Origin of the sequence: Actinosynnema sp. CA-299493 (assembly GCF_050946825.1) — a bacterium.
Lineage (GTDB): Bacteria > Actinomycetota > Actinomycetes > Mycobacteriales > Pseudonocardiaceae > Actinosynnema.
Genome location: NZ_CP191993.1, coordinates 7,453,488 through 7,466,890, shown reverse-complemented (window position 1 = coordinate 7,466,890; position 13,403 = coordinate 7,453,488). Strand labels below are relative to the sequence as shown.

Genomic DNA, 13,403 nt, shown 5'->3' with positions numbered 1-13,403 from the left:
AGCGCGTCCACGTGTGGTCTGCGCGACAATGGTTGATTTGCAAACTACCGGCTTCCTCGTCCGAACGGCGGTATGACTCGGCGGATTTTTCCACCAAGATCCACCGGGTTTGTAGGGATGTGTCGTTTCACCGGGCTGGGGAGTGTGCTGACGGTGCGCGGTCACGACGACCACGCCTCCGGGAGAGATCCGGAGCGGATTCAACTCGACACGGGTGCCGCTGGAAGCGGTCCACCCGACTCGGGGCCCAGCACAGGCGCCGTGCCCGGCGACCGGGGAGTATCCCGGTGGCGCCTGCGGAACTGGCGCCTGCGCAGCAAGCTGGCGGTGGTGCTCCTGGTGCCCGCGCTGAGCACGCTGACCCTCGCCGGGCTGCGGCTGAACACCCAGCTGGACGACGTGGAGCTGTTCGGCCAGGTCCAGCGGGAGCTCCAGCTGTCCGCCCAGGTGGCGGCGGTGTCCGACGCCCTGCAGCTGGAACGCGACGCCGCGGTCTGGTTCGTGGCGGGCGGTCGCGAGCTGAACCAACCCGAGTTCCAGACGCGCTCCAGCAAGGTCGACGCCGAGGTCGGCAGGCTGCGCGACGTCGCCGCCTCCACGACCGGTGTCGACGACGCGGTGCGCGAGGCGTTCCAGAAGTCGTTGCAGTCACTGGACGGCCTCAACGCGCTGCGGAACACGGTGACCACCACCAAGTACCCGGACATCTCGGTGCACAGCGCCTACGGCCAGGTGCTGGCCGCGCTGGCGCAGGTGCACCGCGCGACCGCGAGCAGCCTGAGCAACGAGACGATCACCCCGCTGGCCGGCGCCAACCTCGCGCTCTACTCCGCGAAGGAGCAGCTGACGCAGCAGAACTCGATCCTGCTGTCGACGGCCACCCGCGGCGAGTTCGCGCCCGGCCAGGCCAACGCGCTGCGCGCGGCGCAGTCCCGGTTGGACGCGGCGCTCACCGACTTCGCGGTCACCGCGAGCCAGGAGAACCGGCAGCTGCTGTCCGACACCGTGTCCGGCACGCCCGTCGACGCGCGCAACAGCCTGGTGCAGCTGGCGCTGGTGCAGCAGGAGGACGCCGGCGAGGTGTCCATCTCGGACGGTGACGTCCTGGCCGTCGGCGAGGCGACCGCGGCCCTGCTGCGGCAGGTGTCGCAGGACCTCGAACGCCAGGCCGACCAGGCGTCGATCGACCTGACCGAGGCGGCCCGCGCGTCCGCGTGGCGTGACGCGGCGCTGGTCGCCGTCGCGCTGGTGATCGCGTTCGCCCTCATGGCCTTCGTCGCCCGCTCGATGCTGACGCCGCTGCGCGTGCTGCGCCGCACCGCGTTGGACGTGGCCCGCAACCGCCTGCCGGACGCGATCAAGCGGATCCGGACGCACCGCGACCCGGCCCGCGCCGCGGAAGAGGCGCTGGTGCCGGTGCCGATCCACACGACCGAAGAGGTCGGCCAGGTGGCCCGGGCGTTCGACGCCGTGCAGCGCGAAGCCGTCCGCCTCGCGGTCGAGCAGGTGGCGCTGCGCGCGAACGTCAACGACATGTTCATCAACCTGTCCCGGCGCTCGCAGGCGCTGGTCGAGCGGCAGATCACCGTCATCGACCGGCTGGAGCAGGACGAGCAGGACCCCGACCAGCTGGCCAGCCTCTTCGAGCTGGACCACCTGGCCACCCAGATGCGCCGCAACAGCGAGAACCTGCTGGTGCTCTCCGGCACCACGGTCAACCGCCGCGTCACCCGGCCCGTGCCGATCTCCGAGGTGCTCGGCGCCGCGGTGTCCGAGGTCGAGAAGTACGCCCGGATCCAGATCGCGCCCGCGCCGGAGCTGAAGGTGCAGGGCCGCGTGGTCAACGACCTCGCGCACCTCATCGCCGAGCTGCTGGACAACGCGACCGCGTTCTCCAAGCCCACCACCAAGGTGACCGTGCGGGCGATCGAGACGCGGCGCGGCGAGGTGTCCATCCGCATCCACGACCGCGGTGTCGGCATGCAGGAGCAGGACGTCGTCGAGGCCAACACCAAGCTCGCCGACCCGCCCGAGGTCGACGTGTCGGTGGCCCGCGAGATGGGCCTGTACGTGGTCGGCCAGCTCGCCAAGCGGCACAACATCCGGGTCACGTTGAGCAACAACGACGACATAGAGGGTGGCGTCACGGCGCAGGTCGTGCTCCCGATGGACCTGCTGCACCGCGGTCCCGAGCCGCTCGCGCCCAGGCCCGCGCCCGCCGCGCTGCCGCAGCGCCAGGCCGTGCCGCAGCTGGAGGAGAGCGGTGTCGGCGTGCTGGCCGGCGTGCCCAAGTGGACGCCGGAGATCGCGCCCGGCGGCTACGCGCCGCTGGAGCTGCCCGCTTCGACCGGACCGCAGGTCGTGCACACCCACGAGGCCGAGCCCGGCGGGTACTTCCAGGTCGAGCAGACCCCGGTGGACGACCTGTTCACCGCCACCGTGGCCGAGACCCTGCCGCCGCCCGGCGAGGAGGTCCCGGACTACTCGTACCCGCCGTCGGCCGCCCGGCGCCCGGCGCCCGAGCCCGCCCCGGTGGTGGTCGAGCGGGAGGAGGACGACGCCTCCACCCAGCGGCTGCCGATCTACGAGGACGTGCTGTCGCGCTGGTTCCAGGGCGGCGAGGCCGAGGGCGGGGTGGCGCGCGGCGAGGTCGTCGACCAGCAGCCGGCCACCGCGCCGCCGGAGACCGCGTCCGAGCGGACGATGTTCGCCGACCGCGCCGAGCTGATGGGCGCCGACAACGGCCACGCGGGCGCCGACAACGGCCGCGCGGGCACCGACAACGGCCGGGGCCACGTGGGCACCGCGTCGGAGCAGACCGCCTACACCGACCGGTCCGACCTGATCACGTCGCCGAGCGCGCCGCCCGCGCCGCCGAGCAGGCCGACGCCGCCCGAGCCGCGCGGCTCGACCCCGGCCGGCCTGCCCAAGCGCGAGCCCGCGCCGTCGGCGATCCCGTCGTCCGGCACGGCGTCCACGCCTGGGTGGGGCGCGGCGGCCGATGACGGCTGGACGGTGGCGACCAGCGCGCTCAAGGCGCCGGTCGACGACACGACCACCGCGGGCCTGCCCAAGCGCGTCCCCAAGGCGCGCCTGATGCCGGGTTCGCTCTCCGCACCCTCCTCGCGCGGGTCGGCGCCGACGGCGGCGCAGCCGTCGGCGAACAGCGCCACGTCGGCCGGTGTGGCGACCGCGGTGTCGCCGAGCCGGTCCGCCGACCGGTTGCGCCAGCGCTTCGCCACCTACCAGCGAGGTGTGCAACTCGGCCGTCAGGCGGGCGACGACGCCGGCATGCCGTGGGACGGCGTGTCGTTCGAGGACAACACCACCGCCAACGGCGGCAATCAGACCAAGGAGCAGAAGTGACCTCCGCAACCGAGGAACTCGAAAACTTCAGTTGGCTGGTCGATGACTTCGTCGCCCGGGTCGCGGGCGTCGCACACGCGATCGTGGTCTCCGCGGACGGACTGCTGCTCGCCTCCTCGGAGCGGTTGCCGATCGACCGCGCCGAGCAGCTCGCGGCCGTCTCGTCGGGCCTGGTCAGCCTGAACCTCGGCGCGGCGCGCTGCTTCGAGGCGGGCGACGTCAAGCAGACCGTGGTGGAGATGGAGCGGGGCTACCTGTTCCTGATGTCCATCAGCGACGGCTCGTGCCTGGCCGTGCTCGCGGCGCCCAACTGCGACATCGGCCTGATCGGCTACGCGATGACGCGGCTGGTCGAGCGGGTCGGCATCCAGCTCACCCCGGAGATCCGCTCGCAGCTGCACGTCGCCATGCGCGGCTGAGGTCCCACCACCCGGCGAGGTCCTACTACTAGGGAAAGCAGAGCAACATGAGCGGTGGCGCTCCCGGCCGGCCGGGGTCATCCGCGGCGAGCCTGACCGTGACGTCGACGAAGATCGTGGTGGCCGGCGGGTTCGGTGTCGGCAAGACGACCTTCGTCGGGTCGGTGTCGGAAATCGTGCCGCTGACCACCGAGGCGGTGATGACCGAGGCCAGCGTCGGCGTGGACGACCTCTCGGCCACGCCCAACAAGATGACCACCACGGTGGCCATGGACTTCGGCCGGGTGTCGCTGGACAGCGACCTCATCCTGTACCTGTTCGGCACACCCGGCCAGCACCGGTTCTGGTTCATGTGGGACGACCTGGTGCGCGGCGCGATCGGCGCGGTCGTGCTGGTCGACACCCGCCGGCTGTCGGACGCGTTCGCCTCGATCGACTTCTTCGAGGACCGGGAACTGCCGTACGTGGTGGGCGTGAACTGCTTCGACGGCCTGCTGCACCACCGCATCGAGGACATCCGGGAGGCGCTGACGATCGACGAGTCGGTGCCGATCGTGCCCTGCGACGCGCGCAACCGGCAGTCGACCAAGCAGACGCTGATCACGTTGGTGCAGCACGCGATGCGGCAGCCGACGTTCGCCTGACCCACCGCCTGACCACAGCGCGACGGGCCGTGACCGGAAAACCGGGTCGCGGCCCGTCGCCGTGCGAACCACACTCGGACGGGTGGCGGACGCTGTCGAGGACGCGGACCTGGCGGCCTACTACGACCTGATCAACGAGTTCGACGAGGACGACCGCTACGGCTCCTGGGACCGGACGCCGCTCACCGGCGCCGCCCGCGAGATCATCACGATCGCACGACCAGGTCCGCCCCCGGCAGCGCGCCGTCGCTGACGACCAGCGCGCCGGCCGACCGCACCAGCGGCAGCACGGCGCACAGGGCCTGCTGCGCCAGCGCTTCCCCGGTCGGCACGGCCGGCTGCACGCCGTGCAGCCCGTGACGCTCCACGGCGGACAGCTCCGGCAGGCCGAACGTGACGTCGTGCAGCAGCAGGCGGACCCCCATGCCGCGCAACGCGATCAGGTTGTCCTCCACCACGTCCAGGTCCTCGGCCTGGCCCGGCGCCGACAGGCACCGCGCGGACAGGCTCAGCCACAGCTCCTGCGGCGCCAGCCCGGACGAGCGCAACGCCTCGGCGACCGGTGCGGTCAGGTCCGGGTCCCGCGACTGGTCCGGTGACAGCCGCACCAGCGCCGGCAGCCGTTCGGCGGCGGCGAAGGCGCACGCCTCGTCCAGCACCCACTCGGCCAGCTGGCCGCTGAGCCCGAGCTCGTCGGCGAACCGCAGGCACTCGTCGTGCGACACCGGGCCGTACTCCGCCTCGTGCCACCGCAGCCGGGCCGCCACCGCGACGCGTTCGCCGTCCCGGTCGACCGGCAGGTAGTCCAGCGCGATCTCGCCGTTCTGCAACGCGCCGGGCATGGTCGCGATCAGCGACGACCTGGCGCGGTCGCGGGCGTCCCGCCCGGCGTCGTAGATGCCCCACTGGCCCTTGCCGGCGCTCTCCGCGCGGCGCAGCGTGCTGTGGGCCTGGCGCAGCAACGCCATCGCGTCCGTCCCGCGCGCCGACGTGCGGACGAAACCCATGCCCGCGGACACGCCGACGCCGTGCCCGGCCAACCGCACCGGCTCGACCAGCGCGGCCTCGATCGCCTCGGCCAGGGCGGAGATGCCCGGCGTGGTGGGGGAGTCCTCGATCAGCACGACGAACTCGTCGCCGCCGATGCGCGCGACGGTGGCGTCCTCGTCCGCCACCACCGCGGTCAGCCGCCGGGCCACGACCTTGAGCAGCTCGTCGCCCGCCTCGTAGCCGAGGCCGTCGTTGACGATGGCGACGCTGTCCACGTCCAGGTAGCACAACGTGATCGAGCCCGGCCGGCTCAGCGCGCCCTCCAGCCTGGGCAGGAAGCTCTGCCGGTTCGGCAGGCCGGTCAGCACGTCGTGCAGCGCCTGGTGGCGCAGGTAGTCGCGCAGCACCCGCTGCTCGGTGGTGTCCTCGACCACGGCGACGTGCCACCGCGGCCTGCCGTCGTCGTCGCGCACCACCGACAGCGCGACCTCGGTCCACATCGGCTCACCCGCCGCGTCGGTGAACTGCCGCTGCACCCTGGTCTCGTCCGCGGTCGGCGGCGTGGCGACGAACAGGGTCGCCAGGTCCTCCGGCGGCAGCATCGCCTCCAGCGCCGGGTTGGCGCCCACCAGCGCGCCGTGCGCGTCGAAGATCGCGATGCCCGCCGTGGAGCCGACGAAGACCTGCCGGAACAGCTCCGGCAGCGCCCACGCCTCGACCGCCGTGGGAGCGCTTCCCTCGGCGGGGGTGACGCGGACTGGCTCGGTCATGGGCGGGTGTGCGGAGAGGGGTGAAGATCAGGTCACCGCGCATCTTCCGGACCACCGGCCACCGCCGTCAAGGCTTCACCGGATCGTGTTAAACACATACCCATTCGGTCAGGATCGTCGTGTCGCCGACCTTGCACCGGAACCGGACCGGACCCGACGGCGGCGGGCCGAGGAGGAACAGGCCCAGCTCGTCCAGCTCCGCCTCCTCCACCGGCCCGGTCGCGGTGACCAGCCAGACCCGGCCCGGCCGCGCCGGCAGCACCTGGCCCGCGACACCCGCCTCGGTCACCTCGACCTGCACCGACACGCCCTCGGCGTCGAACACGAGCTGCCGTGCGGTCTGCGTCGCCCGCGCCCGCGCCGCCAGCTCCTCGTCCAGCACGGAGTCGTAGCTGGTCAGGGCGAGCAGCTCGGCGTCGACCGTGCGCCACGTGAACGCGGCGCGCGCGGCCTGGAGCAGGTGCTCGGGCACGTCGCGCTCCTCGGCGAGCGCCGTGCCCAACTCCCGCAGCAGCACCTCATCGCTTTCCCACCCCGGATCGTCCCTCAACACCGACCACACCTCCTCCGCCTGCCGGCCGCGGCTCGACCAGCTCCATCACCGCGGGAGTCTTGCGCAACTTCTCCAGGCACCTGATCCGGGTGGGCCCGATGCTGCCCACCGGCATCCCCAGCTCCTCGGCCACCACCGCGTAGCCCGGCGGCGGGTCGGCCATGAGCTTGGCCAGCAGCACCCGGCACGGCTCCGACAGCGAGCGGAAGCCCTCGCGCAGCGCCTGCCGCCGCTGGGCGGCCTCCCACTCCTCGTCCAGGTCCGCGACCGCGTCGTCCGGGCTCGCCGGCTCGTCCTCGGACTGCGGGTCGTACGGCAGGGTGCGCTGCTGGAGCCGCAGCATCCGCAGGCACTCGTTGCGGGTGGTCGTGGCGATCCACCCGGGCAGCGCGTCCGCCTCGCGCAGCCGGCCCAGCTGCTCCACCAGCCGCAACCACACGGTCTGGTGCACGTCCGCCGCGTCCGCGTGGCGCAACCGGTGCCGGTGCACCACCGCCAGCACCAGGGGCGTGAAGCGCGCGACGATCTCGTTCCACGCGTCCTGGTCGCCCTCCGCCGCCGCGCTCACCAGCGCGGCGATCGGGGAAGCAGGGGTCACGTCCCCTCCTCTGGTCCCGGGGGTGCTGCACCGCCGCCCGGACGTGCCCCGGCGCGGACCCCGGCCGGGTCACGGACTTCGGATTCCTCGCTGCCACACACTACGGAGCGGCGACCCGGCCGCGAGATACAAGCTTCGGCCGAACCACCGCGAGACCGCCGCCACCCGAGGGGCCGCGGCCGTCAGGCACAGAGGACACCGTAGCCCGGGAAGAACTCCGGCCGCCCGACGAGCAGGTGGTCGCGGGCGGCCACGGCGGTCAGGCCGCGCTCGGTCATCGTCGCGGCGATCAGCCCGGCCACGTGCGGCGCGGCGAACGAGGTGCCCAGCCAGTAGGCGAACCGGTCGAAGACGTCCACCGGCAGGCCCGGCAGCTCCCACCTGCCCCTGAGGAACGTGCTGGTCCGGTTGCCGACCGCGCACGCGTCGACCCAGTAACCGTGGTTGGCGTAGCAGGCGGGCGCCCGGCTGCCGTCGCGCTCCTCGGCGACCGCGGACACGGCGACCACGCCGGGCAGCGCGGCGGGCCAACTCGGCCGGGTGGTGCCCTGGTTGCCCGCGGACGCCACCACGACGACGTCGCGCGGCAGGGTCGCGAGCGCCCGGCGGATGGGTTCGGAGGCGGTGTCGTCCTGGGTGAAGCAGCCCATCGAGATGTTGACGACCTGGACCTTCTCGTCGAACGACGACAGCGCGCGGGCGAACTGCTCCTCGGTGCCGAGCCCGTTCGGGTCCAGCGCCTTCTCCGGGTCGATCCGCACGCCCGGCGCGGCCTGCCGGACCACGCCCGCGACGAACGTGCCGTGACCGCCTTCGAGCGCGAACACGTCGGAGTACCGGTACGCGGCGTCGACCTCGTCGGCCCTGGGGGTGAACGCGCCGCCGAGCCACTGCGGGTGGTCGACCGCGGCGGTCGCCGAGATGCCCGTGTCGAGGACGCCGACCACGACGCCGCGGCCGAGGCCGGAGTTCGCCGGGTCCGGCGCCGCCAGCGGCGTGCCCACGCGCGGCGGCTCGCCCGGGTTGCCGTGCATGTTGCCGCCGTGGCCGAAGAGCACGTGGTGCGGCTGCACGAACGGCGTGCGCTCACCGGGCCACTGCGCCGGGTCGCGCAGCAGGCGGACGATCTCCGGGATGTCGTCGGGGTTGCGCGACAGCAGCAACCGGGCCATGCCCGCGAAGTCCCGGCCGCGGGTGTTGACGATGTTGTTCTGCGCGAGCTTCCGAGCCACCCGGTCGACGTCCTCGGGAATGGTCAGCAGCTCACCGGCGACGAAGACGAACTCCCGGCCGCGCTCGGGGTGGAGGCGATAGCTCTGGTGCGCGCGGATGACCTGGTGGAAGGCCTCCTGGTAGAGCCCGGAGCGAGTCGATGGATCGGACACCGAGGCCTCACAGCAGCGTCGACGGGTGCTGGGTGTGAGCAAGCTACCACAGCCGACTTGGTAATAAGGTGGGTTCGTGGCAGGGGTTTCCGCCGCCGCAGCGCTGGAAGCCCGGCAACGGGACCCGCGCGCGGCCATCGAGATCGGCCGGTCCGCGCTGCGGGCGGCGCGGGCTTCGGGCGACGGCGAAGAGGCCTCCGCGGCGGAACGCGCGATCGGTCTCGCGTTCCGCGAGCTGCACGACTTCGACGCGGCGCTGCGCCACCTGCGGCGCTCCGTGCGCGTCGCCGAAGGGGCCGGGTCGGCGCGAGCGGCGGCACTGGCCCGGATGAGCCTCGCGTTCGTGCTGTCCAACACCGGCCGGCACGCCCAGGCGTTGCGCGCGATCAACGCGGCGCTGCCGAACCTGCGCGGCGTGGACGCGGGCAGCGGTCGGATGCAACGAGGTCTGGTGCTGCACTACCTGTGCCGGTACGACGAGGCGTTGCGCGAGTACAACGGCGCGATCGAGGTGGTGCGCCGGTTCGGCGAACGGCTGGTGGAGGCGCGCGCGCTGAACAACCGGGGACTGCTGCGCGCCTACACCGGCGGGCTGCGCGCGGCGGACGAGGACTTCGACCGCGCCGCCGTGCTCTACCGGGAGCTGGACCAGGCGCTGGCCGTGGCGGACGTCCGGTGGAACGCGGGCATCTCCGCGTCCCGCGCGGGCGACGTGCCGCGCGCGTTGACCATGTTCGCCGAGGCCGAGCGCGAGTACCGGCGGTTGGCGGTGCCGCGGCCCGCGCTGCTGATCAACCGGCTGGAGCTGCTGGTGTCCGTGCCGCTGCTGGAGGAGGCGCGGGCGGCGGCCGACCTCGCGCTGGAGGAACTGGGCGGCGACCTCGTGCTGGCCCGGTCGGAGGCGTTGTTCTACCGGGCCAGGATCGCGCTGCTGGAAGGCGACCTGAACCGCGCCGTGGAGATGGCGGTGGCCGCGCGCAAGGGCTTCCGCCGCGAGAAGCGCGAGGTGTGGGCGGAAGGCGCGCGGCACGTGGAGCTGCGCGCGGCGTACCTGAGCGGGCAGCGGACCAGGGCGCTGGTGACGGCGCTGACCAAGGTCGCGACCCGGTTGGACGCGCTCGGCTGGCGGATGGCGGGCCTGGAGGCGCGGGTCGACGGTGCGCTGGTCGCACGCGACCTGGGCGACCACTCGCGCGCGGTGGCGGAGCTCACCGCGGCGGGCGCGGCCCGACGCGGCGGACCGGCGGCGCACCGCGTGCAGGGCTGGTACGCCGAGGCGTTGCGGCGCGACCTGCTGGGCAGCGCGCGCGGCGCGCAGATCGCGTTGCGGCGCGGGCTGGCGCTGCTCGACGAGTACCGCGTGTCCCTGGGCGCGACGGAACTGCGGGCGTTGAGCGGCGCGCAGGGCGCGGCCCTGGCATCGGAAGGACTGCGCACGGCGGTCGCGGGCGGCCGGGCCGGCCGGGTGCTGAGCTGGGCGGAGGCGTGGCGCGCGGGCGCGCTGCGGATGACGCCCGCCCGGCCCCCGGAGGACTCCGGGCTGGCCGACGCGCTGGCCGAGCTGCGCGCCGTGACAGCGGACCTGGAAGCGGCGTCCACCGCGGGACGGCCGACGGCGTCGTTGCGGCAGCGGCAGGTGCGCGGCGAGCAGCGGGTGCGCGAGCTGACCCGGCAGACCGGCGGCGGTGGCGCGGTGTTCAAGCCACCGGCGGTGGGCGAGCTGGCGCGGGCGTTGGGCACGTCGGCGTTGGTGGAGTACCTCGACCACGAGGGCGAGCTGCTGGCCGTGGTGGTGGCGGGCGGCCGGGCGTCGCTGCACCGGCTCGGCCCGCTGGACGGCGCGCTGCGGGAACTGCGGCTGCTGCGGTTCGCCCTGCACCGACTGGTGACGCTGCCCGGGCACGTCGACCGCACGGCGGTGCGCGCGGGCGCGGAGCACGCGGCCCGACTGCTGCAGAACCGGCTGCTGGAGCCGTTGCGGCGACGGCTCGACGACCGGCCGCTGGTGCTCGCGCCGACCGGCCGGCTCGGCGGCCTGCCGTGGTCCGCGCTGCCCGCGTGCCGGGGCCGCGCGGTGACCGTGGTGCCGTCGGCGACCGTGTGGCTGCGCGCGACGACCTCCGTCCTGGTGTCGCACGACCGGGTGGTCCTGGCGGCCGGGCCGCGGTTGCCGGCCGCGCCGACGGAGATCGCGGCGATCGAGTCGCTCGGCCCGGTCAACGCCTCGGTGCTGGTCGGCGGCGCGGCGACGGTGGACGCGGTGGCGGCGGCGATGGACGGCGCACCGTTGGCGCACGTGGCCGCGCACGGCTCGTTCCGCGCGGACAACCCGCTGTTCTCCGCGCTGGAACTCGCCGACGGCCCGCTGACCGTCTACGACCTCGAACGGCTGCGCACACCACCCGCGCGGGTCGTGCTGTCGGCGTGCGACTCGGGCCTGTCGGCGGTGCGGCCCGGCGACGAGCTGATGGGGTTCACCGCGGCGCTGCTCGGGCTCGGCACCCGGACGCTCGTCGCGCCGGTCATCCCCGTGCCGGCCGAGGTGACCACACCGCTGATGGTCGACCTGCACCGCAGGCTCGGCGCGGGCCACTCGCCGGCCGTCGCGCTGGCGGGCGCGCAGGAAGCGCACCGGGAAGACGGCGACACCGCGTTCGCCGCGAGCGCCGGGTTCCTGTGCTTCGGCGCGTGACCCCCGGCGCCGGCCACTCGTGAAGACCCCGCGGCCCCAGTAGGTTGGCGTCGTGGACGAGAGCGCGGACGCACGGGACATGTTGGCGGTGGCGGTCGCCGAAGCGCGCGCCGGCCTCGCCGAGGGCGGCATCCCGATCGGCGCGGCGCTGTTCGCCGCCGATGGCACGCTCCTGGGCCGCGGCCACAACCGGCGGGTGCAGGACGGCGACGCGTCCACCCACGCCGAGACCGCCGCGTTCCGCGCCGCGGGCCGCCGACCGGGCTACCGCGACACGATCATGGTCACCACGCTGTCACCGTGCTGGTACTGCAGCGGTCTCGTTCGCCAGTTCGGGATGGCCCACGTGGTGATCGGCGAGGCCCGGACGTTCCACGGCGGTCACGACTGGCTCGCCGAACACGGTGTCCGGATCACCCTCCTGGACGACCCGGAGTGCGTCCGGATGATGACCGACTTCATCGCCGCCGAACCCGAGCTGTGGTTCGAGGACATCGGCCAGGATTAACGCGCCGCGCCGCACGCCGACACAATCCCGACACGGGCCGACGCCACCATCGTCCGGCATGGAACCGTGGCACGTCGACGAATCACTGGCCTGCTTCGTGCTCGCCGAGGGCGCGGTGGCGGTGGAGGTGCCGGCCAGCTGGGGCGCCGAGGTCAGCACCTGCCTCCGCTCCGCCGGACCGCTCGGGCCGATCCTCGCCATCCCCGGCCCCCGGCTGCGCTGGCTGTTCCTCGCCAGACCGGACCCGGAACCCGAGGCGCGGCACGTGCCGCCACCCGACGTCCGCTACTGGCACGGTCCGCGCCGCATCCCGGCGGCCGAATCGCGGTGGGTGGTGCCCCCGGCGGGCGCACTGCCCCCGGTGGGGGCGGTGCGCTGCGCCATCAGGACGGTCCGCCGGTTCTGGTAGGCCTCTCCGCCCGCCCGAACCGGCTCGACCGGAACCGGCTCAGCCGGAACCGGCTCGACTAGAACCGGCTCGACTAGAACCGGCTCAACGCCTCTTCCACGGAACCGACGACGGTGAACACCGAACTCAGCCCGGTCGCCTCGATCGGCCGCTGCGTCGCCCGGCTGGTCGCCACCAGCACCAGCGGCACGCCCAGACCACTCGCCCGCTGACTGCCGACGACCAACGACTCCAGCCCGGCCGAGCCGAGGAAGCGCACCCCGCCGAGGTCCACCACCACACCCCGCACGTCCTCGACCAGGTGCTCCGTGAGCGGCCTGGTCAGCTCCTCTGCGCTGCTCGTGTCCAACTCGCCCGACACGTGCAGCACCACCACGCCGTCCACGGGTCTGTCGACTCGAACGGAAGCGAGCGTTGCCGCGGGTTCTGGCACGCCGGTACTCCTCTCACTCAGCGACGCCGGCGCGGCGTCGAATCCTCCACGGTAGACCTCAACGGGCATCGTCGACCGTTTCGGCCAAGATCAGGTCGACCAGCCCGCGCGCGTCCGGCGAACCGCCGAAAGCCCGGCGCCGGCGCGCCCCTGCCCTGTGCGACCGACCAGGCCAGGTGGCCCTCCACAGTGGACAACGCGGAGGCGTCGTCGAGCGCGCCCGCGCACCACGACACCAGCTCGGCCGCCCGGTCCCGGGCCGGCACCAGGTCGCCCGTGCGCGGCGGCGGCCCCAGCGTGCCGATCGGCGGGATCGCCGAGGCCATCAGCCGGGCCCCCGCCGCGTGCGCGGCCTTCGCCAGGTGGAGCCGACCGCCGACCACCTGCTCCGCCGGCTCCTCAGTGGTCCCGCACACCGGCGCGGCGACCTCGATCCGGAACGGCGTCAGCTCGCGTTGCACGTCGTGACCTGCGCCGGCGTGCTGGGCGACCGAGTCGGCCGGCGGCACGGGACGGCGCGTCCCGGGGTCGACGAGGAGGAACTCCTGCTCGACCCCCACGGTCCACGGCGCGGTCATGACCCACCCATACCCAATCGGGCGAACGTTCAACCACGGTGTTCCGGGTTATTTTCGG

13 protein-coding genes are annotated in these 13,403 nt (G+C 73.7%); 7 read left to right on the top strand and 6 right to left on the bottom strand.

Annotated elements, in window-relative coordinates:
* Positions 1-261: 261 nt before the first annotated feature.
* The 4 genes from ACQPYE_RS31455 (at position 262) to ACQPYE_RS31440 (ending at position 4,682) form a co-directional block, all read left to right on the top strand.
* A complete protein-coding gene (locus tag ACQPYE_RS31455; RefSeq protein WP_498716609.1) occupies positions 262-3,366 on the top strand; it encodes a sensor histidine kinase in 3,105 nt (1,034 codons plus the stop codon).
* Positions 3,363-3,785 carry a roadblock/LC7 domain-containing protein gene (locus tag ACQPYE_RS31450; RefSeq protein WP_498716608.1) on the top strand — a complete coding sequence of 141 codons (423 nt, stop codon included), beginning with the start codon at positions 3,363-3,365 and terminating at the stop codon, positions 3,783-3,785. The genes ACQPYE_RS31455 and ACQPYE_RS31450 overlap by 4 nt, the downstream gene beginning before the upstream one ends.
* A 47-nt stretch (positions 3,786-3,832) precedes the next feature.
* The gene (locus ACQPYE_RS31445; RefSeq protein ID WP_498716606.1) at positions 3,833-4,429 is read left to right on the top strand and encodes a GTP-binding protein; all 597 of its coding nucleotides are present in this window, start codon (positions 3,833-3,835) and stop codon (positions 4,427-4,429) included.
* 82 nt (positions 4,430-4,511) lie between these two features.
* Positions 4,512-4,682 carry a hypothetical protein gene (locus ACQPYE_RS31440; RefSeq protein ID WP_498716604.1) on the top strand — a complete coding sequence of 57 codons (171 nt, stop codon included), beginning with the start codon at positions 4,512-4,514 and terminating at the stop codon, positions 4,680-4,682.
* On the opposite strand, the gene ACQPYE_RS31435 is transcribed toward ACQPYE_RS31440, so the two are convergent.
* The 4 genes from ACQPYE_RS31435 to ACQPYE_RS31420 all read right to left on the bottom strand — a co-directional run bounded on the left by ACQPYE_RS31435 (position 4,636) and on the right by ACQPYE_RS31420 (position 8,725).
* Positions 4,636-6,189, bottom strand: a complete 1,554-nt coding sequence (locus ACQPYE_RS31435) for a diguanylate cyclase domain-containing protein (RefSeq protein ID WP_498716602.1) — start codon at positions 6,187-6,189, stop codon at positions 4,636-4,638. The two genes, ACQPYE_RS31440 and ACQPYE_RS31435, sit on opposite strands and share 47 nt — an antisense overlap.
* An 88-nt stretch (positions 6,190-6,277) precedes the next feature.
* Complete coding sequence (locus ACQPYE_RS31430) at positions 6,278-6,742, bottom strand: hypothetical protein (RefSeq protein WP_498716600.1); 465 nt, start codon at positions 6,740-6,742, stop codon at positions 6,278-6,280.
* Entirely contained in the window at positions 6,708-7,340 is a 633-nt protein-coding gene (locus tag ACQPYE_RS31425; RefSeq protein ID WP_498716599.1) for an RNA polymerase sigma factor, read from the bottom strand. Before ACQPYE_RS31425 ends, ACQPYE_RS31430 begins: the two co-directional genes overlap by 35 nt.
* A 182-nt stretch (positions 7,341-7,522) precedes the next feature.
* On the bottom strand, positions 7,523-8,725 hold the full coding sequence (locus ACQPYE_RS31420) for a S8 family peptidase (RefSeq protein ID WP_498716598.1): 1,203 nt from the start codon (positions 8,723-8,725) through the stop codon (positions 7,523-7,525).
* Positions 8,726-8,801: 76 nt separating this feature from the next.
* Here ACQPYE_RS31420 and ACQPYE_RS31415 point away from each other — a divergent pair, with 76 nt between their 5' ends.
* From ACQPYE_RS31415 to ACQPYE_RS31405, 3 genes are all read left to right on the top strand, one after another.
* A complete protein-coding gene (locus tag ACQPYE_RS31415; protein WP_498716596.1) occupies positions 8,802-11,417 on the top strand; it encodes a CHAT domain-containing protein in 2,616 nt (871 codons plus the stop codon).
* 79 nt (positions 11,418-11,496) lie between these two features.
* Positions 11,497-11,925, top strand: a complete 429-nt coding sequence (locus tag ACQPYE_RS31410; RefSeq protein ID WP_498723022.1) for a nucleoside deaminase — start codon at positions 11,497-11,499, stop codon at positions 11,923-11,925.
* A gap of 58 nt (positions 11,926-11,983) precedes the next feature.
* Entirely contained in the window at positions 11,984-12,334 is a 351-nt protein-coding gene (locus ACQPYE_RS31405) for a hypothetical protein (RefSeq protein ID WP_498716595.1), read from the top strand.
* Positions 12,335-12,407: 73 nt separating this feature from the next.
* Here ACQPYE_RS31405 and ACQPYE_RS31400 read toward each other — a convergent pair whose 3' ends face one another.
* A complete protein-coding gene (locus ACQPYE_RS31400) occupies positions 12,408-12,719 on the bottom strand; it encodes an STAS domain-containing protein (protein ID WP_498716594.1) in 312 nt (103 codons plus the stop codon).
* 65 nt (positions 12,720-12,784) lie between these two features.
* The gene (locus ACQPYE_RS31395) at positions 12,785-13,345 is read right to left on the bottom strand and encodes a glutamate-cysteine ligase family protein (RefSeq protein WP_498716593.1); all 561 of its coding nucleotides are present in this window, start codon (positions 13,343-13,345) and stop codon (positions 12,785-12,787) included.
* Positions 13,346-13,403: the final 58 nt, after the last annotated feature.